Origin of the sequence: Bacillus weihaiensis, from assembly GCF_001889165.1 — a bacterium.
Classification (GTDB): Bacteria; Bacillota; Bacilli; order Bacillales; family Bacillaceae; genus Metabacillus; species Metabacillus weihaiensis.
The window spans coordinates 3,103,885-3,127,770 of sequence record NZ_CP016020.1 but is presented as its reverse complement, the minus strand read 5'-3'; the positions used below and the strand labels follow the sequence as shown (position 1 = coordinate 3,127,770).

At 36.0% G+C, this 23,886-nt stretch carries 22 protein-coding genes and 1 pseudogene; 14 read left to right on the top strand and 9 right to left on the bottom strand.

Translation table 11 applies throughout. The features are described 5' to 3' along the window. Window positions 1-53 precede the first annotated feature (53 nt). The 6 genes from opp3b (at window position 54) to spxA (ending at window position 5,613) form a co-directional block, all read left to right on the top strand. The gene (gene opp3b, locus A9C19_RS15165) at window positions 54-983 is read left to right on the top strand and encodes an oligopeptide ABC transporter permease (protein ID WP_072580717.1); all 930 of its coding nucleotides are present in this window, start codon (window positions 54-56) and stop codon (window positions 981-983) included. Next, entirely contained in the window at window positions 983-2,014 is a 1,032-nt protein-coding gene (gene opp3C, locus A9C19_RS15160) for an oligopeptide ABC transporter permease (RefSeq protein WP_072580716.1), read from the top strand. The genes opp3b and opp3C overlap by 1 nt, the downstream gene beginning before the upstream one ends. 19 nt (window positions 2,015-2,033) lie before the next feature. Beyond that, complete coding sequence (locus tag A9C19_RS15155) at window positions 2,034-3,077, top strand: ABC transporter ATP-binding protein (protein WP_072580715.1); 1,044 nt, start codon at window positions 2,034-2,036, stop codon at window positions 3,075-3,077. A gap of 1 nt (window position 3,078) precedes the next feature. Further along, the gene (locus tag A9C19_RS15150) at window positions 3,079-4,017 is read left to right on the top strand and encodes an ABC transporter ATP-binding protein (protein WP_072580714.1); all 939 of its coding nucleotides are present in this window, start codon (window positions 3,079-3,081) and stop codon (window positions 4,015-4,017) included. A gap of 351 nt (window positions 4,018-4,368) precedes the next feature. After that, window positions 4,369-4,950, top strand: a complete 582-nt coding sequence (locus tag A9C19_RS15145; protein ID WP_072580713.1) for a GNAT family N-acetyltransferase — start codon at window positions 4,369-4,371, stop codon at window positions 4,948-4,950. Window positions 4,951-5,217: 267 nt separating this feature from the next. Further along, window positions 5,218-5,613: a transcriptional regulator SpxA gene (spxA, locus tag A9C19_RS15140; RefSeq protein ID WP_072580712.1), complete on the top strand. Its 396-nt coding sequence runs from the start codon at window positions 5,218-5,220 to the stop codon at window positions 5,611-5,613. A 57-nt stretch (window positions 5,614-5,670) separates the two neighbouring features. Here spxA and yunB read toward each other — a convergent pair whose 3' ends face one another. Both yunB and A9C19_RS15130 read right to left on the bottom strand, forming a co-directional pair. Then, window positions 5,671-6,405 (bottom strand): sporulation protein YunB, encoded by a 735-nt coding sequence (yunB, locus tag A9C19_RS15135; protein ID WP_072580711.1) that lies wholly within the window; start codon window positions 6,403-6,405, stop codon window positions 5,671-5,673. Window positions 6,406-6,580: 175 nt separating this feature from the next. Next, window positions 6,581-7,252, bottom strand: coding sequence for a TerC family protein (locus A9C19_RS15130; protein WP_072580710.1), 672 nt, complete (start codon window positions 7,250-7,252; stop codon window positions 6,581-6,583). A 495-nt stretch (window positions 7,253-7,747) separates the two neighbouring features. Between A9C19_RS15130 and mecA the strand changes: the two genes are divergently transcribed. From mecA to pepF, 4 genes are all read left to right on the top strand, one after another. Further along, the gene (gene mecA / locus A9C19_RS15125; protein ID WP_072580709.1) at window positions 7,748-8,419 is read left to right on the top strand and encodes an adaptor protein MecA; all 672 of its coding nucleotides are present in this window, start codon (window positions 7,748-7,750) and stop codon (window positions 8,417-8,419) included. Between the two features lie 319 nt (window positions 8,420-8,738). Further along, a complete protein-coding gene (gene cls / locus A9C19_RS15120) occupies window positions 8,739-10,253 on the top strand; it encodes a cardiolipin synthase (RefSeq protein ID WP_072580708.1) in 1,515 nt (504 codons plus the stop codon). Between the two features lie 506 nt (window positions 10,254-10,759). Continuing rightward, window positions 10,760-11,971 (top strand): competence protein CoiA, encoded by a 1,212-nt coding sequence (locus A9C19_RS15115; RefSeq protein ID WP_072580707.1) that lies wholly within the window; start codon window positions 10,760-10,762, stop codon window positions 11,969-11,971. A gap of 384 nt (window positions 11,972-12,355) precedes the next feature. Then, a complete protein-coding gene (pepF, locus tag A9C19_RS15105) occupies window positions 12,356-14,182 on the top strand; it encodes an oligoendopeptidase F (RefSeq protein ID WP_072581913.1) in 1,827 nt (608 codons plus the stop codon). Window positions 14,183-14,260: 78 nt separating this feature from the next. Here pepF and A9C19_RS22805 read toward each other — a convergent pair. From A9C19_RS22805 to A9C19_RS15085, 5 genes and pseudogenes are all read right to left on the bottom strand, one after another. After that, window positions 14,261-14,341 (bottom strand): annotated as a pseudogene (locus A9C19_RS22805) (hypothetical protein); the annotation flags it as partial. Window positions 14,342-15,374: 1,033 nt separating this feature from the next. Further along, a complete protein-coding gene (locus tag A9C19_RS15100) occupies window positions 15,375-16,271 on the bottom strand; it encodes a ClpXP adapter SpxH family protein (RefSeq protein ID WP_072580705.1) in 897 nt (298 codons plus the stop codon). Continuing rightward, window positions 16,255-16,686, bottom strand: coding sequence for a globin domain-containing protein (locus A9C19_RS15095; protein WP_072580704.1), 432 nt, complete (start codon window positions 16,684-16,686; stop codon window positions 16,255-16,257). The genes A9C19_RS15100 and A9C19_RS15095 overlap by 17 nt, the downstream gene beginning before the upstream one ends. 532 nt (window positions 16,687-17,218) lie before the next feature. Next, entirely contained in the window at window positions 17,219-17,839 is a 621-nt protein-coding gene (locus A9C19_RS15090; protein ID WP_420835833.1) for a lytic transglycosylase domain-containing protein, read from the bottom strand. A 96-nt stretch (window positions 17,840-17,935) separates the two neighbouring features. Next, window positions 17,936-18,520: a CYTH domain-containing protein gene (locus A9C19_RS15085; protein WP_072580703.1), complete on the bottom strand. Its 585-nt coding sequence runs from the start codon at window positions 18,518-18,520 to the stop codon at window positions 17,936-17,938. A 128-nt stretch (window positions 18,521-18,648) separates the two neighbouring features. On the opposite strand from A9C19_RS15085, the gene A9C19_RS15080 reads away from it, so the two are divergent. The 4 genes from A9C19_RS15080 (at window position 18,649) to A9C19_RS15065 (ending at window position 21,599) form a co-directional block, all read left to right on the top strand. Continuing rightward, window positions 18,649-19,023, top strand: coding sequence for a UPF0738 family protein (locus A9C19_RS15080; protein ID WP_072580702.1), 375 nt, complete (start codon window positions 18,649-18,651; stop codon window positions 19,021-19,023). Between the two features lie 181 nt (window positions 19,024-19,204). Further along, complete coding sequence (gene yjbM / locus A9C19_RS15075) at window positions 19,205-19,846, top strand: GTP diphosphokinase (RefSeq protein WP_072580701.1); 642 nt, start codon at window positions 19,205-19,207, stop codon at window positions 19,844-19,846. 45 nt (window positions 19,847-19,891) lie between these two features. Next, complete coding sequence (locus A9C19_RS15070) at window positions 19,892-20,695, top strand: NAD kinase (protein WP_072580700.1); 804 nt, start codon at window positions 19,892-19,894, stop codon at window positions 20,693-20,695. Window positions 20,696-20,711: 16 nt separating this feature from the next. Continuing rightward, entirely contained in the window at window positions 20,712-21,599 is an 888-nt protein-coding gene (locus A9C19_RS15065; protein WP_072581911.1) for an RluA family pseudouridine synthase, read from the top strand. 67 nt (window positions 21,600-21,666) lie between these two features. Here A9C19_RS15065 and prpE read toward each other — a convergent pair whose 3' ends face one another. Together prpE and A9C19_RS15055 are read right to left on the bottom strand one after the other, a co-directional pair. Then, window positions 21,667-22,395: a bis(5'-nucleosyl)-tetraphosphatase PrpE gene (gene prpE / locus A9C19_RS15060; RefSeq protein WP_072580699.1), complete on the bottom strand. Its 729-nt coding sequence runs from the start codon at window positions 22,393-22,395 to the stop codon at window positions 21,667-21,669. 221 nt (window positions 22,396-22,616) lie between these two features. Next, window positions 22,617-23,780, bottom strand: a complete 1,164-nt coding sequence (locus A9C19_RS15055; protein ID WP_072580698.1) for an FtsW/RodA/SpoVE family cell cycle protein — start codon at window positions 23,778-23,780, stop codon at window positions 22,617-22,619. Between the last annotated feature and the right edge of the window lie 106 nt (window positions 23,781-23,886).

Here is a 23,886-nt window from a genome sequence, read left to right as displayed (position 1 = left end):
TAAGAATTGTCGAACTATGTAAAAAATTCAGTTTTTTTAGGAGGTGCTTTTCAATGGTTAAGTATATTTCACAACGTGTCATTTATATGTTACTTACCCTAATATTAATCGCCACTTTTACTTTCTTCCTCATGAATTTAATCCCTGGTACTCCTTTCTCAAATGCGAACAAACTGTCGCCTGAACAGTTAACCATTATGAAGGACAAATATGGATTGGATGAGCCGGTTCCAGTTCAATATTTTAATTACATGGTGAACTTAGCCAAAGGTGATTTCGGGATTTCATTCCAATTCAATAACGCAAGTGTTACAGATATCCTAATGGATCGTATTGGACCATCGGCAGTGCTAGGATTTCAAGCCATGTTCTTTGGTACAATCATAGGTATCATTTTAGGAGTTATCGGTGCACTTCGACAAAACACATGGGTGGATTACTCGACGACATTTATAGCTGTAATCGGTAAATCAATCCCATCCTTCGTATTTGCAGGTCTTCTGCAATATTATGTTGGTGTTAAATTAGGATGGCTACCTGTTGCTTTCTGGAGAGGACCAGAATATACAATTATGCCAACAATTGCATTAGCGATGTTCCCGATTTCTATAGCAGCTCGTTTTATGAGAACAGAGATGATTGAGGTATTGGGTTCAGATTATATTACGTTAGCAAAGGCTAAAGGAGCAAGTTCATTCGAAGTTGCGTTCAAGCATGCACTTCGTAATGCGCTAATTCCTGTTATTACGGTTCTTGGACCTCTTACGGTTAGTTTAATGACAGGTTCATTAGTTATTGAGAAAATCTTTGGTATCCCTGGACTTGGTGAGCAATTTGTTAAATCGATTAACGTGAATGATTACCCAGTCATCATGGGCACAACGATTTTATTTGCCGCACTCTTTATATTTGTTATTTTAGTTGTCGACTTATTATACGGTTTGATTGATCCTAGAATTCGTTTAGCGGGAGGTAAAAAATAATGTCACAGCATGATGAGAAAATTTCAAAAGACTTGTTTGAGCCCGCTAGCTTGGATTCTTCGAAAAGTGAGGAAATCAATAAGCCGAGTTTGAACTATTGGCAAGATGCCTGGTTACGTGTAAGAAAAAACAAGGCAGCTATTGTGAGTATTGTTGTGCTATTTTTCTTAACAATTCTTTCTTTAGTAGGACCTTATTTAAATGATTATGACTATAGTCAACAAAACGCAAAGCATTCGAATCTCCCTCCAAAAGTTGAAGCTTTCGAAAATATTAGCTGGCTTCCTTTCGATGGAACACTAACGAAGAAAAACGGTGAAGTATACGATGCTTATGAGCTAAAAGGTGCTGATGATGCCTACTACTGGTTTGGTACAGATAGCTTAGGTCGTGACATCTTCACACGTGTTTGGAAGGGGACACAAGTATCCCTTTATATTGCTTTATTAGCAGCAGTTATTGATATGATTATCGGGGTTGCTTACGGTGCTATTTCAGGCTATTTTGGTGGTCGCGTAGATACAATCATGCAACGTATTATTGAAATATTAGTTGGTATTCCTAACTTAGTTGTTGTTATCTTAATGATTATCATTTTAGAACCTGGTATTCTTTCTATAACGATAGCCTTAACGATCACAGGTTGGGTCGGTATGGCTCGTGTTGTTCGTGGTCAAGTATTAAAATATAAAAACCAAGAATTCGTCTTAGCATCAAGAACACTTGGAGCAGGACATGCAAAAATTATTACTAAACATTTAATGCCGAATTTAGTAGGTGTTATTATTATTAATACGATGTTTACAATACCAAGTGCCATTTTCTTTGAAGCATTCTTAAGCTTTATTGGATTAGGATTAAAAGCACCATTAGCATCACTAGGTACGTTAATTGATGATGGTTTTAAATCGTTAGTATTATATCCGTATCAAATGATATTCCCGGCAATTGTTATTAGTACAATTATGATTTGCTTCAATATGATTGCTGATGGACTTCGTGATGCACTAGATCCGAAAATGCGCGACTAAAAAGGTAGGTGAATAGATGATGGAAAAAATGTTAGAAGTAAAAGATTTACACATTTCGTTTCATACTTTTGGTGGAGAAGTCCAAGCTATTCGCGGTGTGAACTTTGACCTATATAAAGGTGAAACACTTGCTATCGTAGGAGAGTCTGGTTCTGGTAAATCCGTAACGACAAAATCAATTATGCGTCTTTTACCTGAATCGAATTCAGAAATCAAAGAAGGAGCAATCCTTTTTGATGGTAAGGACTTAGCAAAATTACCAAATAAAGCAATGCAAAAAATTCGTGGGAAAGATATCTCCATGATATTCCAAGATCCAATGACTTCGTTGAACCCAACAATGAAGGTTGGAAAACAAATCATGGAGCCAATTATTAAACACCAAAACTTAAGTAAATCAGCAGCGAAAGATCGTGCGATTGATTTGCTTCGTTTAGTAGGTATTCCACAAGCAGAAGCACGTTTTAATCAATATCCGCACCAATTTTCTGGTGGGATGAGACAAAGGGTTGTTATTGCCATTGCTCTTGCTTGTAATCCAAAAGTGTTAATCGCTGATGAGCCAACAACTGCTCTTGATGTTACCATTCAAGCTCAGATTTTAGAGTTAATGAAGGATCTTCAAAAGAAAATTGATACCTCTATTATCTTTATTACCCATGATCTTGGCGTTGTAGCAAATGTTGCAGATCGTGTCGCTGTTATGTATGGTGGGAAAATTGTCGAAATTGGAACAGTTGATGAAGTATTCTATAATCCTCAGCATCCATATACTTGGGGATTAATTAGTTCAATGCCTGATTTAGATTCTAAAGATGATGAACTATATGCGATTCCTGGTACACCACCTAACTTACTAAATCCTCCTAAAGGTGATGCATTTGCAGCCCGTAACGAGTTTGCAATGAAGGTTGATTTAGAAAAGCAGCCGCCGATGTACAAGGTATCTGATACTCATTATGCTGCTACTTGGCTTCTACATCCGGACGCACCTAAGGTAGAGCCACCAGCAGCTGTAAAACGTCGTAGACGTCAATTCCCTGGAAACAAGGAGGGAAATTAACATGGCAAATGAAAAATTATTAGAAATTAAAAATTTAAAGCAGCACTTCAATATTGGTAAGCCAAATGAAGTAAGAGCTGTTGATGGTGTTTCTTTTGATATTTTCAAAGGTGAAACATTAGGATTAGTAGGGGAATCTGGTTGTGGAAAATCAACAACTGGAAGAACGATCATCCGTTTATATGATGCGACTGATGGCGAAGTAAATTATGACGGTGTTAATGTACATGGGAAAAAATCAAAAGCGGAATTAAAAGCATTTAACCGTAAAATGCAAATGATTTTCCAAGATCCTTATGCATCGTTAAATCCTCGTATGAAAATTTCTGATGTTATTGCTGAAGGTATTGATATACATGGTTTAGCAAAAACAAAGAAAGAACGTATGGAAAGAGTCTATGAACTTCTTGAAACTGTTGGATTAAATCGTGAGCATGCTAACCGTTATCCACATGAATTCAGTGGTGGGCAACGCCAACGTATTGGAATTGCACGTGCATTAGCAGTTGAGCCTGAATTCATTATTGCCGATGAGCCAATTTCAGCACTTGATGTTTCGATTCAAGCTCAGGTTGTTAACTTAATGAAAAAGCTACAAAAAGAAAAAGGGTTAACATACCTATTCATCGCCCATGATTTATCAATGGTTAAATATATTAGTGATCGTATTGGCGTTATGTATTTTGGGAAATTGGTTGAACTTACAACAGCAGATGAGCTTTATAACAACCCAATTCACCCATATACCCAGTCATTGTTATCGGCGATTCCACTTCCTGATCCAGACTATGAGCGTTCTCGTGTGAGAAAAACATATGATCCGGCTCAACATAATTACCAACCAGATGAAGAAGTATCATTTAGAGAAGTGAAACCAGGTCATTTTGTTATGTGTTCTGATAAAGAATTCAAGCAATATCAAGAGCAATACGCAAAATAATGATGAGAAGAAGATTACCTTATAGGTAGTCTTTTTTTTTGCTATATGTAGGTATGTTTTATGTGAATTGGAATGAAGGTATGAGACGTTTTCGGAATAATCATCTCAAAAGGAGAGCTGGAGGAGTGAGGATGCCTATGGAAAGAGACAATTATGGTTTCCAAATGTCCTATGCTTTGGAAGAAGCGAACGATAAAAAAGAACGAACATATCATATAAAGGAGACAAATATTTTCACGAAAAGTTAGCTTTTGAATAAATTCAATGTTTAATGAAAAGATAAGTAGGGTAAACATAAGCGTGGGAGAATTCGCTTATAATAATGACAACATGACAAAAGGGGTAACGTGCATGAACTGGTATGAAAAGCTCAATAAATATTTTCCCATTGAAGAGATGAAGTCTAAAGATCATATGGAAGCATTACTTAAAGAAAAAGGAGATATATATCATAAGGATGAGGGGAAGCATCATGTATTAATGTATGCTGAGCTTAATGATTTTATCTTTATCGATTATATCTTTGTGTCAAAGGATGCACGTGGTGAAGGGCTTGGTGGTAAATTAATTGGTAAACTGAAGAAAAAAGGTAAGCCAATTATTTTAGAAGTAGAGCCAGTTAACTATGAGGATTCTGATACGGAAAAGAGATTGAAATTTTATCAACGTGAAGGCTTTAAACATGCAGATTCAATAGGCTACAATCGTAAATCACTCGCAACAAACGAAGTGAACAGCATGGAAATCCTTTACTGGTCACCGAATGATGAATCAGAGGAACTGATTTATGAGGCGATGAAGAAAACCTACAACGAGATTCATACATATAAGGACAAGGAATGGTATGGGGATTCTTATGAGCCGGTAGGGGAAGTTTTGACACGTGATGAAGGTGATTCTTCAAAGAAAAACATTTTCGACCATTTATCTTAATTGAGAATATAAGCGATTAATTGAAAATGGAAGTTGAATGAATAAATCCTTTTGTATCAAGGATAATAAGTCTTTTAGCTGTTTAGGTCATTGTGCATTTACTTAATTAAACAAGATTGTAATGGTTTTGTCATACTTTTAACACAAAAACTATATGCATACTTACTTTTTTATAGTATAATCATTTTAGAGATTCTTATTTAAAGTAATTTCAATTTTATATACTAGAGTTTATGCAAAGAATTCTAACTAGAGGAGTGAAGGATCATGGTAACACTATATACGTCACCAAGTTGTACTTCATGTAGAAAAGCAAAAGCATGGTTAGAAGAACACGACATTGCTTATACAGAGCGTAATATTTTCTCTGAAACGCTATCTATTCAAGAGATTAAAGAGATTTTACGAATGACTGAAGATGGAACTGATGAAATCATTTCCACTCGTTCTAAAATTTTTCAAAAGCTAAATGTTAATTTAGAGACACTACCTTTACAAGATTTATATAATTTAATTCAAGAAAATCCTGGTCTTCTTCGTCGTCCGATTATTATTGACGAGAAAAGACTACAAGTAGGTTACAACGAAGATGAGATTCGTCGTTTCTTACCACGTCGTGTTCGTACTTATCAGCTTCGAGAAGCACAGCGTTTAGTTAATTAATAATATACCAGAAAAGGCAAATTCGATTCAATGAATTTGCCTTTTCTATAGGTATGTTTACTCTTCTTTCTTAGGCTCTATAATGATTGGAGCTGGATTATTTTCATTTCCTCCATAATATTCTGGGACTTCGCCAGGTATGAAAATATCCCCGATTTTTACGTCTGTCGTTACAACTTGCCTATCTGTATAAGAGGGGATGGCGACTTGTACTCCAACATTTAGGTGAATGAATAATTCTAGAAATGTATTATTTATGCCCGAACTTGTTAATGTCGTTTTGATTTCTGGAGTAACATCACTTACTATAAATAATTCTATTGGAATATCAGGACCTAAATTAGATAATAAGGAATTATCTGTTATAACGCCAAGTGGGATTGAATAGGTGGTTGATGCTTCATGGTTACCATCTAATTGATTTGTCATTTTACCTAATTCATTAGAAAGTTCATCTGAAACATCAGCTAAAATTTTATTGTAACTAGTTTGGTTAAAGCTATACGTAGGAGAGTATCCGTCCCCTTTATCACGAATAATGATTAAATCATCCATATTAACTTTGCTAACAGAATTTCTAACTGAATTTGTAATAGTACTAGTGGTTAGTTCATTTACTTCAGTTTTAATCATGGTGATTAAAAGAGGTTCTATTATTCTATCGACCATCCAAAGTGAACCCAGGTTAATAAAAACAAATAACATCAAAGAAATGATCACAACATGTTTTGTTTTTAACGGCTTTTTCTTATATTTCTTCCTGTTATACCTGAATTTCTGTTTGAAAAACATAATTCTCGCCTCCTTCTTATATATATACGTGTCTTATTTAGTATCTTTACTTACGTTTTTATAGTTATAAGACGGAAAGAATATATGATGTTTTCATGAGATCTACTACGTGTAGTTAGCAGGATACTATTCCTTGAGGGTGAAGTAGGTAGCTCAATACTCTGAGCTTGAGAACTTATTCTTGCTTTCCTAAGGTGATAGTTTGATATAAGACACCTGCAAAAAGAACAAATGTCGTTGTAATAAAAGGTAAGCTAGCCACTAATGAAGTGTGTGTTGCTAGTAATGACTGTAGCTTATCATCGCCAATGATCATTTTTCCAGCAGTAAATGATAGTAAACCGCCACCAACATAAATAAGTAAAGGGTATTTCGTAAGAAGAACGAGAATAAATTTGCTCCCCCATATAATAATCGGTATGGAAATAAGTAGTCCGAATGCAACGAGAATCATGTGTCCTTGTGCAGCTCCTGCGACAGCAATAACATTGTCAAACCCCATTAATATATCAGCTATCACGATTGTTTGAACCGCTTTCCAAAGAGAAGAGTGACTTTTAATTTTATTTGAATCATCATCCTTACCGACAATTAGATGAAAGGCAATATATAAAAGAAACACACCACCGATTAATTGTAAAAAAGGAATGTTAAGCAAATAAACGGCAAGAATCGTAATAACAATACGAACAACAATGGCTAAGATCGTTCCAAAAATAATCGCCTTATTTCTTTGAATGACAGGCAAATTACGGCATGCCATTGCAATGACAACTGCGTTATCTGCACCTAGTACGAGGTCGATTCCTATTATCATAAGTAGTGAAAGTAAAAATTCCTGGTCCATCATTTACCCCTCTTCATCATTTTTTATAAACTCACAAAATGCATTTGTTGCTACTTGAATCAATTATCAAGCAAAGACTATACTTATTAGAGGGCTACACAGTTTATGAAGAATTTTCACTGACGATACATGATTTTTTTGTACCATCACCTAAAAAACATAGTGTGTCCACCTACTCTTTTGAACTGCTCGTACAATTATATGAATGTCAGAAAGAAATATGTTTACAGATTACTATGGGTAAATACCTGTTTTTTTGTAAAATGAAGCATTTTTATTTCCTTTGAGTCTTTTTTATCATAAAATAAGAGTACAAGATTCAATTGTTAATGAAGGTTTAAAACTGTGTGTGTTACAATCTAAATAGATTGAATCTTACACACTCACTTATCCATTGATTAAATCTTTACAAAGATGGGTAAAGTGTAGTAAAGTACAACTACCTTAGGGGGGGTTGTCCCTTCAACATCTTATATAGAAGGGAAGGTCGAGTAAATGGAAATTGAGCGCATTAACGAGAACACTGTAAAGTTTTATATTTCGTATATGGATATAGAAGAGCGTGGGTTTGATCGTGAGGAAATTTGGTATAATCGTGACCGTAGTGAAGAGCTTTTCTGGGAAATGATGGACGAAGTACACGAAGAAGAAGAGTTTATGGTTGAAGGCCCACTATGGATCCAAGTGCAAGCAATGGATAAGGGACTTGAAGTCATTGTAACGAAAGCACAGGTTTCAAAGGATGGTCAAAAGCTTGAACTCCCTATCTCTGATGATAAACTAAAAGAGCTACCAGTAGATGAGAATATAGAATCTATATTAGATCATCATTTTAATAAATCGTCTGATTCTAAAGACGAGCAAGTGGAAGAGTTGGAGCAGCAGCTTCAATTTGTCATTAAGTTCAATGATTTAGAGAATATTATTTCTTTATCAAAATACTCTTTGTTAGCGGAAATGACGAATCACTTATATTCACTTGACCAAACGTATTATTTATTCGTCGAGTTTCAGGATGAAGCAAGTGATGAAGATATAGAGAATGCATTAAGTATTATCTTAGAATATGGACAAGAATCTCGTGTAACGATTCATCGTCTAGAAGAGTATGGGAACCTAATTGCGAAAGACAATGCATTACATGTGATGAGAAAACACTTTACGTAAATAGATCATTGATATCCAGCCGATTACTTAGTGAATCGGTATTTTTTTTGGCTTTGGTAGTGGTTGAGTGGAAGCCTTGAGATTCCCTTACTGCCTGCAAAGGGAAAAATGAACTTAGTGTAAAAGAGCCGATAATTTAGGGAACACTAGAATTTCTATCCTGTATTAGTTGAGCATCTAGCGAAGAAAAGTAGATGTGATAGAGGAGATACACTCAATGAAAGGAAGAAATAAAATTCATCTTTACCTTTCATGCCAGTTAGGTTTGAGGTTCCTGTATAACGGGAATTATGTCTAAAAATAAGTTAGGTGAAAATTCATGAAATATACATTTCGATTATTGCTTTTCCTCACTGTCATTGCTTCTCTCATATTAATGTCCAAGAATCTATGGGGCGAAAGTATTGTAGGGATTTTTAGTGTTTTGTTTACCCTCTCCATCATTTTTATCTGTATCGTCATATTTTTAGAGAATCGACATCCTTCCCATACAATTACCTGGTTAGTTGTATTAGGAGGGTTTCCACTAATTGGATTTTTCTTTTATCTTTTTTTTGGTCGAAATATAAAAAAACGCAGATTGTTTGAAAAAAAGGCTTTAACAGATGAAAAAGCTTTTTTAGAGATTGAAGGAAACGGTCAATCTTATCAGGATAAAATGGAGCTAATGGGAGATCACCAACAGCTACTGTTTAAATTGGCGCATCGGTTAGGGCATAGCCCGATTTCATTCGCAACGAATACAAAGGCATTAACAGATGGGCTTGAGACCTTTCAGCATATCATTCAAGAATTAAAAAAAGCGGAGAATTATATTCATCTTGAGTATTATATTGTTCGAAACGATGATATTGGGAACAGTATCAAAGACGTACTCATTGAAAAAGCCAAAATAGGTGTTCAGGTGCGATTTTTATATGATTCGGTAGGGTGTTGGAAGCTTTCAAAAGAGTACATAAAAGAGCTGCGAGATGCTGGGGTAGAGATGGTACCGTTTCTACCTGTGAAGGTTCCGTTATTAACGAATAAGATCAACTTTCGAAACCATCGAAAAATAATTGTAATAGATGGAGCTGTAGGATTTGTCGGAGGTTTAAATATTGGGGATGAATACTTAGGAAGAGACAGCTATTTTGGCTATTGGCGAGATACACACCTTCTTATTAAGGGAGAGGCCGTTAGAACACTTCAGATGATTTTTATCCAAGATTGGTACTATATGACGGATCAGAAATTATCTTCTGAGGAATACCTAAAGATGGAAATATCACATCCTCCTGAGCAAACAGGTGGGGTTCAATTAATTGCTGGTGGACCAGACAATAAGTGGGATGTTATTAAAAATCTTTTCTTCTCTATGATTGTCTCAGCAAAAGAATCAATTTGGATTGCTTCTCCATATTTTGTGCCAGACGAGGATATCCTAACAGCTTTAAAGGTAGCTGCATTAAGTGGCATTGATGTAAGATTACTTGTACCACAACGACCGGATAAGAAAATAGTCTACTATGCTTCCCGTTCTTATTTTCCAGAACTGCTAGAAGCAGGGGCTAAAGTGTATGAATATGAGAAGGGGTTCTTACACAGTAAAATCATTATTGTTGATTACGAATTAGCTTCGATTGGGACGGCTAATATGGATATGAGAAGCTTCCATTTAAATTTTGAAGTTAATGCTTTTTTATATCGTACAGGAAGTACACAAAAGCTTGTTACAGAATATATGAATGATATTGAGAATTCAAATGAAATTATTTACGAGGAGTTTGCAAAGCGTTCATTTGCCAAAAAGGTTTATGAATCTACAGCAAGGTTAATGTCTCCTTTGCTTTAATTTTTAAAACTGTTTTCGCATAGATGTTGTTGCTTTCCTATTTACCATGGTTTTACGTTTGAATGATGACTGCGTTCTCTGGAATAATACTAATAGTAAGAAAATAGTCTTTTAAACACTGAGGTCATACTCATAGGTCTTCCTATTGGGTATGACTTTTTTTTATACAAGCATATTTTAAAGAGCGGTGAGCTTCCTCGGTGTAAACGCCTGTGGGGTCTCACCTGTTCCAATTCTCCGGAGGAGTCTCGCACTTTTGCTCCATTCAACCTTAAATCGTTTTCGTTTATTTTAAAGGCAAGAATCTCTTAGAAAAGAGCTCAAGTTTTTAAATCCTAAACAGCTTGTTACTGATTTAATAGGCACAGATACGATCTACTAAAATGCCTCATACAAAGGGTGAGGCGTAAAAAATACATTATGTATGAGTAAAATCACATTTTCCACTTTTGCGAGACTTTTTTATATAAGCGATACTGATATCAGTAATGAGAGGAGATGTGGAGATGTTTGTAGCTTATGATCAAAATGGGAAGCAAGTGAATCTTGCTGACCGAAAGTGGACGTCGCAAAAATTAGAACAGCTTCGTAAGCAAACCGTTTTTTACTGTCCAACATGTACGACTGAATTAGATCTTAAAATTGGAACGATTATCACGTCTCATTTTGCACATAAAAAAACAGTTGGTTGTTCTGCGATGAAAAGCGAAGCAGAAAGTGAGTATCATAGGATTGGAAAGCTTGATTTGTATGAATGGTTACAGAGTCAAAAGGACTTAGAACATGTGCTTCTTGAGCCATATTTAAAAGAGTTAAAGCAAAGGCCGGATCTTCTTGTTTCAGTTGGTGGTAAATCTTACGCTATTGAATATCAATGTGCAGCCATAGACGGAAAAGTAATGAATAAAAGAATGACAACCTTTTATAATGCTGATATTGAAGATATATGGATAATTGGGGCAAAGGCCATCAAAAGGATCAATGCTGCATCCTTTACCCTTACCGCTTCTCATTGGGCCTGTGCAAGGTACCACGAATCAACTTTAGCCCCAAGCATCATTTCGTATTGTTCTACGCAAAAAGCCTTTATCTTACTTCAGCATATCATTCCATTTACAAACCGATCCGTCGTAACAAATGTAAAAAAGATTCCCCTTCAAAATGCTCTGATCTTTGACTTGTTTACTAGTTCAAGCTTTACTAAACAGCAGCAAAAAGAATGGATTAATAAGATGAAGCATTACCGTCTGTATTCAAGTCGATATAAAACAAAGGAAACAGGCCATTTAAATCAAGAGATTTATCGGAGGAATTTAACTTCTATTGCCTATCTCCCTTCCTATGCATTTTTACCTCTAAAAGCGAACTACTTATTCACATCACCCGTTTTTGTATGGCAAGGATGGATTGCCCTCTATCTCAGTGAACTTAGAGTACACGAGAAATTTTCTACTCAACGAATATACTCATTTCTTGAAGAAAAAATAACAGCTGGGAGAATAACTAGTAGAAAGGTTTATAAAATAAATTTCTCTCATTATCATGCGATTGATTCTTACCTAATCACATTATCTCGATTATCTGTCATAACTAAAATAGAGAAAAACATGTACAGCAAGCATCGAGCTATGTATTGGAGTCAAAAGACAGAAGAGTTATTAGAGGAAGATGTTAGAATCATCCAGAATTATTTAGTGTATGAGAAGGAAGAAGTATAAAGGAAATGAATGATTGTCATACAGATTATTCTTATGGTGAATAGCTTTCTTCTTTTTGAACACATTAAAAGGGAGATATTAACAACAACAAAGGATGATCATATGAGCGAAACACATAAACGATATCCCGGAGCTAATTTTGCAAACAATTTGACAAATGAAGTGATTCAAGGTGAAGATAGTAGTAACAACAAAATGTCTCTCTCCTGAAGAATTAATACAGATTCAATATAAGCATTCATCTATGACAAAGATATTCAATCTTTTAGGAGGTATTGAGACTGTATGCGTAAAAGGATACTGATTGTTGTGACCACATTTACACTTTTAAACGGTGTAAATACAAGCTCTGCATTAGAACTATTATCTCAAGGGGGAAATAAAATGTCTGAACAAGTAGCAGTGAAAAAACTACCTTCAAGAAGTGAAATTAAGACAGAAGATACATGGCGTTTAGAAGATATTTTCGCCACTGATGAAGCATGGGAAAAGGAATTTAAAGACATTCAGTCTGCTCTGCCTAAATTAGCTGAATTTAAAGGTAAGCTTGGTGAAAGTGCGACAACTTTATTTGAAGCTTTATCTTATCAGGATGAAGTCATGGAACGTTTAGGTAAACTTTATACATATGCTCATATGAGATACGACCAAGATACAACGAATTCTACATACCAAGCATTAAATGATCGAGCAAGAACTTTATATACCCAGGCAGCGAGCATCAGCTCTTACGTCGTACCAGAAATTTTATCATTAGATGAAGCTAAACTTAAGACCTTCCTTCAGGAAAAAGAAGAGCTTAAGCTTTATGAACATGCGCTAGATGAAATTAATCGTCAAAGACCACATGTATTGTCAGCAGAAAAGGAAGAGCTATTAGCAGAAGCATCTGAGGTATTAGGTTCATCAAGTAATACGTTTGGCATGCTTAATAATGCAGATTTAACATTTCCTTCTATTAAGGATGAGGATGGGGAAGAGGTTGAAATCACTCATGGACGCTACGTACGCTTTTTAGAAAGTGAAGACCGTAGAGTTCGTGAAGATGCATTCAAAGCTGTTTATGGGAAGTATGACGAATTCAAAAATACGTTTGCTAGTACGCTAAGTGGAACAGTGAAGAAAGACAATTTTAGTGCAAAGGTTAGAAATTACGAATCAGCAAGGCAAGCCGCATTAAGTAGTGATAATATCCCAGAAGAGGTATATGAGAATTTAGTTAACACTGTGCATAAGAACTTAGATCTTTTACAACGCTATGTAAAGCTTCGTAAAGAGGTTCTTCAGCTAGATGAAGTACACATGTACGATCTATACACTCCATTAGTAAAGGATGTCAAAATGGAGGTACCTTATGAGAAGGCTAAAGAGTATATCTTAAAGGGGCTTGAGCCACTCGGAGAGGATTACATCTCTATTTTAGAAGATGGTTTTAACAATCGTTGGGTAGATGTGCATGAGAATAAAGGGAAAAGAAGTGGCGCCTATTCTTCAGGTACATATGGAACAAATCCTTATATCCTTATGAACTGGCAGGATAATGTGGATAACTTATTTACGTTGGCGCATGAATTCGGTCACTCTGTACACAGTTATTACACACGTAATAATCAGCCATATCAATATGGTGATTATTCTATCTTTGTTGCAGAGGTAGCATCAACATGTAATGAGGCATTATTAAATCATTACTTACTTAATACAATTGAGGATGAGAAGCAACGTCTTTATCTTCTGAACCACTTCTTAGAAGGATTTAGAGGTACCGTGTTCCGTCAAACTATGTTTGCTGAGTTTGAACATCTTATTCATCAAAAGGCTCAAGATGGAGAACCACTTACTCCAGAATTACTCACAAAAACATATTATGATCTTAACAAAACATATTTCGGAGAAGACATTGTTGTGGATGAGGAAATCGGCTTAGAATGGGCTAGAATTCCACATTTCTATTACAATTACTATGTATTTCAATATGCAACTGGTTATAGTGCAGCAACAGCTTTAAGTAACCAAATCCTTGAAGAAGGCAAGCCTGCAGTTGATCGATACATTGATTTCTTGAAAGCGGGAAGCTCAGATTATCCAATTGAAGTATTGAAAAAAGCAGGAGTTGACATGACGACTTCTCAACCAATTGAAGAAGCGTGCAAAGTATTTGAAGAAAAGCTAAATGAAATGGAAGAATTGCTAGCTAAGATAAAGGGATAATTAAAAAAAGGAATGTGAGTGCATGCTCGCATTCCTTTTTTCTTATGCAATATATAAAGCGACTTGAAATAAACATGGTCAAAATCCTCTAAAGGTTTTGCGATGATTCATACAGTAAACGGTAAAAAGAATGGAGATAAATAAAAGAGGAGCCGTAATAAAGATTGAAATTAAATTCATAAAAGAAAAAATAGTAAAGATTATAAAGATCATCACGGCTATCATTCCAATAACGATCCAATGTATTTTCATGATAGACACTCCTTTACTACTAGATTTAGGTGATGTTTTTTTACTTAGTAAGTGAGTCAATTTCAGAAATCTCAGTCCAATGGTCACAAGGCTTTTTCGATATAAAAAAGGGATACCTCCCCAAACCCATTGGGTTCGATAAACACTTCGATCCGATTTTGATTTGATTCATCTTGTGTATAATGCATTAAAGCTGGCTACAGATCGTTATCAATGCCATGTTAAATCAGCAACAAGCTGCTTAGGATTTAAAATCTGAGCTCTTTTCTAAGAGATGGTTACCTTTAAATACGTTCTTTGAACGAAACCGCTTTAGGTTGAATGGAGTGGAAGTGCGAGACTCCTGCGGGAGGCTCACCGTCCGCGCCGCGATAAAGGGAGCAACTGGAGCGGGATTCAACCAGACCAACACTAGGTATCTAGATTCTGTAGGTTCGTGTTTCTTTAAATTAAGTATATATGAAATGGCTTCAGTATTTAAAAATAGTAGGTAAAGCACCTATACTGTTTATATGTATGTCGCAAGAAAGTCATTTATCCATTAATTGAGGCAACTTTTGGACAAGGAATATATGATCCTTTGTGACATTTTTGTGAAATGACCATCTCACACTTGTCATGTCTCGACATATTTTGATATATTATAGATGTGAAATTAATCACAAACAAACATTTACCCCTTTGTTTGACCGTGAAAAATTTCTCCCATCCCCTTTGTTGTCGTTAAGACATAAAAAAACCCTGTACATTTGTATAGGGTTTTTTATTTGCCTTTTTTTAAGTTGTTATTGACGTGTTTGCCTCAATGTAAAGAGTTTCAATATACAAATAAGAGGGAATGTCACCTATGTGACATTCCCCCTGGAAGGCAAGGAACACCTTCTATTCTAAATCGTCTTATTACCCGAGGCTGACCAAAGTGCTCGGAGCTTTTACTTTATTATTTACAATGATTAGCCTCACCTAGATATCTCCAGAATGTACCGTGTTTGGCTTGAACCTTTTCGACCTTTTGCGAAAAGATGAGTTTTCTAAGTTCTTTTTCAACGTCCTGGATCGTCATGTCGTATACAGCAGCAATTTCTACTGAGGCAACAAATCGGTAATATTGCAAGAAGGCTTCAAGTGGTGGCTTATGTGACGGTTTGATTGAATCACCGACCATTTCTTCAAGCACTTGAACGTACAGCTCATATCCATAAATTCCAGTTATTTTAAGACCTTCCTGCTCAACATTTTCACTGAAAAAAGCGAGAGTAGGTATTTCATGAACATCCATTTCGTTTGTGATTTTTAAATCACACTGAAGTGCTTTTGCAGCGCTTTGAGAATGTAAGTCCTTACTAAATTCTGACACATCTAAACCTACTTCTTCAGCTATTTGTATGAGAAGAGTTTCATCGGATACATTTTGACTTTCAATAAATAATTGCTCCTGCAGCTTACGAAGGAAGCGTAAGCCCGCTTTTTTTCCTTGTAATTCAGCTGACTTAATACCTAAAGATGCAATATATGGTTTGGATAGTGGATTATCCATCCAAATGTTACCATCACATGACATGCCTGTTCTACTAGCAGTTCTCTCCCATGCTTGGGCCAATTTCTCTGGCTTCATCCGTTTTGAGATATTTAGCCTAGCTAAGCGGCCACTGATCACGTACTTTAATGTGAAGAAGCGTCCATATTCAATCTGAAGCTTCTTAATAATAGGTTCTAATGCCCAGCATTCAGGACATAAAGGATCGACAAACATATAGATTTCTAACGGTTTATCAGGATGTCCACTGCAGTGTGAGAAAAAGACGGTGGAATTTTTTTCCTCATGACTCCCCTTCATGATTCTTAACCTCTTTCTGTTCGGTGCTGATTTGATTCTCTGCTGTATTAACCATATGATGAGCAGTGAGATGTAATCGGTGCATAAGAAATTCTCGGATGGTTGGTTCAAGTTCAACCTCATCCATTGCTTGTTCCATGCAGCTTAGCCATGCATCTGCTCTTCTTGGTGTTATTTCAAAAGGGAGGTGCCTTGCTCTTAACATAGGATGCCCATGTTCCTCTGTATATAATTGGGGCCCCCCTAAATATTGTGTTAAAAATTGTTTTTGTTTCCGGCGTGTTTCAGTTAAATCCTTTGGGAAAATAGGTGATAGTAAAGGATGGTTTTGAACCTTTCCATAAAAGGAATCAACAAGCTGGGAAAGTTGTACTTCTCCAATTGCCTCAAAGGGTGTTACATATTGTTCAGTCATGTTGAGAACTCCTTTTTTATCATGTTAAGTGAAATCGTTTATTTTTATACATGTTGTTAATATAGACATGATTTGTTTTTACATATCCATTCTTAGTTCACAGTCGCGACAAATTGAAAGCTACTCAAGGATTTTCTTGAGCTTTTCTTGTTATCTTGTAGTTCTATTCTATCAGTCGTTAAATCATATCTCAAACAAACCGCTCTATTCACTTCTATCTGAGTATCTTAGTGATGAAGATATCTTTATTAAAATGTACTTTGAACTATCTTTAAAAATGTCTAACTAGACACTTCCGAGTAGAAGGTTTAATAAAGCGCATGATCTCGAAGTCCTTAAACATAAAATAAAAGGCTCTGGTATACGTGGTTGTTGACTTTTGTTACAAACAGTCATTATTCACCGCTGTCAGTGAGACTCCTTGGTGTATCCAGTCTACTAAATAAGAGCTAAAAACAACATAAAAAAAATCCTCATTGGGCTATAACTAATTATAGTGCCCTTGTGAGGATCTGCCTTTTTCAAAAATCTCTTATGCAAAATAGGAGGATGTAATTTTACGTACGTAGTTTTGAGTTTCTTTAAAAGGTGGGATGCCGCCATACTTGTCCACATTACCTGGGCCAGCATTATAGGCTGCTAATGCAAGTGAAATATCGCCACTGTATTTTGACAGCATTTGCTTTAAGTATTTCGTTCCACCCTCAATATTTTGCGCAGCATCAAAGGGTTTATCAACTCCAAGTGATCGAGCGGTTGCAGGCATTAACTGCATTAAGCCCATGGCTCCCACATGACTTTTAGCATCTGTCTTAAATCCAGATTCTTGCTGAATAACGGCACGGATTAGTTTCGCATCTACACCATATTTTTCAGAGGCTTTTTGAATCATTTCATCGATAGAGCCATTTTGACTAGGTGTGAGCTTCTTACTTAAAGTAGGTGGTAGAGATGTAGATATATTCATGAAGCTCGGTAATGATGTCACTGTGTTGGCATTAGTTTTAGCTTGGTCTGATGTTGAACCAATAAAGGATTGTAAGATATCTTGAAAATTGGATGCTATATCAGTATTTGTATTAGAAGTTGAGTTTGTATTGAAATTTTGGAGAGCCTGAAGCTCCATTAAGGTTTTATAAAATTGCATCTTAATCGTCAACCTTTTCCCTCTTCTCAAAAGTAATAGTTTGTTTGCTTGGAACCTCGAATTAGACGGCCACAATGAGCTCTAGTTTGAAAAAAAGACTAGTTAGGGAAGAGACTTTTGCTTTTGCTCATAAAAGCGTCTAATTTTATTTTTTGTATCTCGAATAGGAATGTTTAATTCTTCAAATAAAGTGAGGAAAATCTTTTTTCCCTGTTCTTCATTCGTTACTTCATATTCAATTTCATAATCTTCTGTTGAAAGGTACATGCTATGGTCAAACACAAGAAGTCCATCTTTATAGTTGATTTCGGCACGGTTCGTCGAAAGGGTACCGAAATAGAGTAGATCCTTATCACTGATACCTACTTGTAATAATCTTTCTGAAATTTCCCCTTGTAGCAGTCCACCACATTCAATCATCTTCAATGCTTCTGTTTCTGAAACAATTTGATGGGTTTCAAGAATGCCGACAGGTGCAGGTTCCTTCAATGTTATGACATAATCGTTTTTCTTTTTTCGGATTCTAAGAGCAGAACCCATTTCTTTTAGTGAAAAAGTCGAAGTATCAAAGTAGTGGTTTTCCTGCATAAAGAACTGTTCTTCTCTAAGTTGGAAATGGCTTTTTATTCTATAGAACTCTTCTCGAGTAAGGATATTTTTAAATTCAATTTCAATTTCTTGTGACATAATCGAATCCTCTCATTTTATCTATCGACATAATTCTATTATCTCTTTAATTTTCCTAACTCGCAATATTATCAAGAGACTTTTTAATATGGTAAAATAAGCATGGAACGTAATGGAAGGAGATTCATATGAATAAAAGAATTGAATTAACAAAAAAGACAATGACTGAAAGAACACTAGTAGTAGAAGCAACAACTTCTTTAGAAGGGCAACGATTAAGAGCGAAGGGTCAAATGCTTGTTGATTCAGATGCTCTTGCATTTATCTATATTCTAGATAATGGAGAAGAATTTGTTTATGCAAGCTTACCTGACACGCTTTGGCCAGACTTGAAGATTGCAAGAGAGCAGCAGTATTCCATTTATCTAGACATCAATGAAGAAATGATTGAGTTAGTTGATTTAATAGATGAATTAAATTATTTATTGGAGAATATTAAAGACAATGCAAATTACGGAGAAGAGATGGAAGGTAGAGTTGTAGAAGTTTTTTCTTTAGCGTAATGAATGAGTAGAAGTCTATTAGTCCTTTGTTAAAAGGGGATGAAGCTTACAATAGACTAAAAAATAGTGCAAAACTAGATAGCAAAACGGTGTATTCATATAGAGGAAACAGTTTGTTACCATGTGAGTGGACATATAGAAAAAACAAAAATTCACTCTGAACGGTTTTGGGGGAATGTACATGCAGAATGATCAATGGAAAACATTTTTAGCTCCTTATCATCAAGCGGTGGAAGAACTAAAGGTTAAGCTTAGAGGCATTCGATCTCAATACGAATTAGAGAATGCACATTCACCAATTGAGTTTGTAACTGGCAGAGTAAAGCCAGTAGCAAGTATTTTAGACAAGGCAAATCGTAAAGGGATTGATATCAATCGTTTAGAGGGAGAAATGCAGGATATAGCAGGAATCCGAATGATGTGTCAATTCGTTGATGATATTACTACGGTTGTTGACATGTTAAAGAACAGGCATGATTTAGAGGTTATTGAGGAACGCGATTATATTTCTAGTCAAAAGGATAGTGGCTACAGGTCCTATCATCTTGTTGCCAAATATCCTGTGCAAACCTTTAGAGGGGCAAAAAAACTGCTGGTTGAAATTCAAATAAGAACGTTATCAATGAATTTTTGGGCAACTATTGAACATTCGTTAAATTACAAATATAGTGGGAATATACCTGAAAATATTAAAGTCCGCTTAAAAAGAGCAGCTGAAGCAGCTTACTCTTTAGATGAGGAAATGTCTCAAATCAGGGAAGAGATACAGGAAGCACAAGTCATCTTCTCTAGGAAAACTGACACAACACGAACATCTTCTTAGGAAGGCAGGAAAGGCAGTTACTATACGATAAAGGGGTAATCTAGTATGAAATTTGCTATCTCATCAAAGGGTGATCCGATTTCAAATTCAATAATGCAAAAAATGAAAACTTATTTAATAGATTTTCAATTGGAATATGATGAGGATTGTCCAGATATTGTGATTTCGGTTGGTGGGGACGGTACCCTTTTATATGCTTTTCACCGTTATCGAAGCAGACTTGATAAAACAGCTTTTATTGGTGTTCATACAGGACATTTAGGGTTTTATGCAGATTGGGTTCCTGATGAAATTGAAAAGCTTGTTATTGCCATTGCCAAAACCCCCTACCAAATCGTTGAATATCCAATATTAGAGGTAATCATTCGTCATAATGATGGGGGAAGAGAAGCAAGATATTTAGCTTTAAACGAGTGCACGGTTAAAAGTATAGAAGGCACGTTGGTCATGGATGTTGAAATAAAAGGCCAAATGTTTGAAACGTTCCGTGGAGATGGTTTGTGTATGTCAACACCATCAGGAAGTACAGCTTATAATAAGGCACTTGGTGGGGCCATTCTCCATCCATCATTACGTGCCATCCAATTAGCTGAAATGGCATCGATTAATAATCGTGTATTCCGTACAATCGGGTCACCGCTTATCCTTCCTGAACACCATACATGCATGCTTAAACCGGTCAATGACGTTGATTTTCAAATTACAATTGATCACTTAACGCTCCTACATAAGGATGTAAAGTCAATCCAATGTCGTGTTGCGAGTGAAAATGTTCGCTTTGCTCGATTTAAGCCGTTTCCATTTTGGAAACGAGTAAGAGATTCCTTTGTTGGAGACATTGAGCGGTAACAGAAAGGGAACACGTATGAAGTCTTTTCAACTAAATTGGGTGATAGATGCTTATGACAGCGGAAAATTAGTGGTCAATTTTCTCAAGGAAAAACAACTTTCTAAACGAGCATTAACCGATATTAAATTTCACGGTGGGGATATACGTATTAACGATGAACATGTAACGGTTCGTTATAAGTTGAAGGAGCATGATCTGCTTACCGTCATATTTCCAGAGGAAGATCGGGGGGCAAGTCTAGAAGGTGATCCTTATGTACCATATTCCATTGTCTATGAGGATGACCATTGCTTAGTGATTAATAAGCCAGCAAATGTGCCGTCAATCCCTTCAAGAGATCATCCAAGTGGCACATTAGCAAATGGATTAATTTATTACTATGAACAAAAAAACATTCCATCGACGATTCACATTGTTAATCGCCTCGATAAGGATACGTCTGGACTCATGCTAGTAGCTAAGCATCGTTTTGCACACTCCTTATTTTCAACTCAACAAAAGAAAAAACAGATTCATCGTTCTTATGAAGCGATTGTGCATGGAGCTGTCAGGCTTTCAGAAGGTACAATTTCTAAAAGAATTGGTCGAAAATCTGATAGTATTATTGAAAGAGTCGTAACAGAAGACGGTCAAGAAGCAATTACACATTACAACGTGTTAAGTACAAGTAAAGAACTATCGCATATAAAGTTAGTGTTAGATACAGGACGGACCCATCAGATTCGTGTTCACATGGCATCTATTGGCCATCCGCTTTGTGGTGATTCATTGTATGGGGGGAGAATGGATCATATACAGAGGCAAGCTCTACATAGTTCAGAGCTAACCTTTTTTCATCCTATCCTTTTAAAGGAGCTTTCCTTTAGCTTGCCGTTACCTAACGATATGAAATCAATGCTGTAGCAGAAAAAGGATTTTTAGATAATCCTCATACAAAGAGGCTAAGGACATTATGCCCTTAGCCTCTTTGTTACGCTCTAAATCTCGCTTCGTCATATGGAAGGCTAGAAGGAACAGAAATTGTTTCATCCTCAGGATAACGATAGGCTGTTAGTTCATTTCCGAAAACAGCCCCTGTATCAATATTAATTGTTCGATTTGTACGCTTTGGTATTTTCATTGGAGTATGACCATAAACAATCATAGCTGTTCCATTATAATGTTTAGACCAATCTCTTCTAACAGGCGTACCATCAGGATTTGTTTCACCAGTAATGTCTCCATATAAAACAAAGGTTTTGACACGAGAGGTGGTTTTTCCAATATACTCCTCTTTTATTCCAGCATGTGCGACAATGAGTTTCCCATTGTCATGAACTTGATAAAGCGGAGCCTTTTCGTATAGCCAGATAAATGATTTTTTCACTTCTTCCTGTTTAGGAGAGGAGAGCTTCTCATATTCAGCAACCGTTGTTTCAAGTCCATGAGTGGTTTGGACCTTATTCCCTAAAAAGAATCGATAGAGCTTGTTGCAATGATTACCTGGTGAATAAAAAGCCTTGTCTTCTTTAATAAGCTGGTAAACAGTCGTTATTACCTTTAAAGACTCTGGTCCACGATCTGTTAAATCTCCTACAAATGAGAGCTTTCGTCCATTATTATGCAAAGGAATGCCAGTAGACCAGTCATAGCCAAGCTTCTTAGTTAGTTGTTCAAATTCCTCATAACACCCGTGAATATCACCGATCACATCAATCATGAAGACACTCCTTATGTGTAAGTTTTAAAACGGATAGAGAAGACGCATTTCTTCTTTATTACCTGCTATTCAGTTAAAAAACGGAGAAAACGAGGCTTGGAAAAACCATAGAGCCAGACACCTTTCGTTCCAAATTATAGAGTACACTTAATAAATCAGTACGTACATCTCGTTGTTGTGATAAGGTGTTAAGCACTTTCTGTCCCAGCCTCGTCCAATGATTAATCAAACATGTATTTTCTAGTACGTGAACGTACATTTAACACGATTCCAATTGCGATCATATAGGTTGCAAGTGAACTTCCTCCATAGCTTACAAATGGAAGAGGCAGTCCAGTAATTGGTAACAGCCCAATTGTCATTCCGACATTCTGGAACACTTGGAACGTTATCATCCCAATAACACCCGTACATAAGTAGCTTCCGAATGGATCGTTACTTTCTAAAGCGATATGAATCATTCGATAAATTAAGAGAAAGAAAAGTGAAATCACAAGGCTTCCCCCAATAAATCCAAATTGCTCAGAGATGACAGCGAAAATAAAATCAGTATGTGCCTCAGGAAGATAAACCTCTAGATTTTGATAGCCTTTCCCGCCTAATTCACCGGAACCAATCGCTAACAAGGATTTTACAAGCTGAAACCCTTGTTCACCAGAGTATTCCCAAGGGTTTAGCCAGCCATAGAAACGGTCAAGCTGATAGGCTTTCATGCTACCTAGTAACTCGGGATATTTGAAAAAGATCGTTAGAAACGTTCCAATCGCTAAAATACCTGTAAACACAACCGGTAGAATGATTTTCCATTTGATGCCTGATATTAAAACGAGTGAACCGATAATTGCACAGAACACCATAGTCATTCCCATATCTGGCTGTCTTACTAATAATAGAACAGGTGGACCTGCTGTAGCAGCCAATTTTCCTAATAGTAGGAAATCATCGGAAACGGAGTTGTTTGGATATTTTTCTCGATGATCAGCTATCACTTTACTCAGGACAATAATCATAAAAATCTTCATAAGCTCAGAAGGCTGAAAGTTTCCAAGTGGTCCTAACTTATACCAACTTGTTGCCCCTTTAATAGTCTGCACTAATCCTTCTGGAAGAACTTCAAGACCCACTAGTAAAACCATACCAAATCCGTATAAATACCAAGATAGTTGTCTGAAGCGGTCATAGTCTATAATCATCGTAATCACAACAGCTATAGAACCGATGATATACCATTGGATTTGTTTAACGGAAAAGTTTATATTTTTTAATACATCAGGCAATGTAGCTTCTGCACTATTTATAGCGACAGTACTCAATATTGCCAATAAAAATAAAATAAAAATCAATGTGTAATCTATTTGTTGTTGCGGGGATTTATCGTTTGTCATAAAAGATCCCTTTCTAATCAATTATCTTGAATTCTTTCTCTACCTCATTGTATCATTAACCATCTTAATTCATTATGAACATTTTGCAAAGACTCGTTTCGACCTA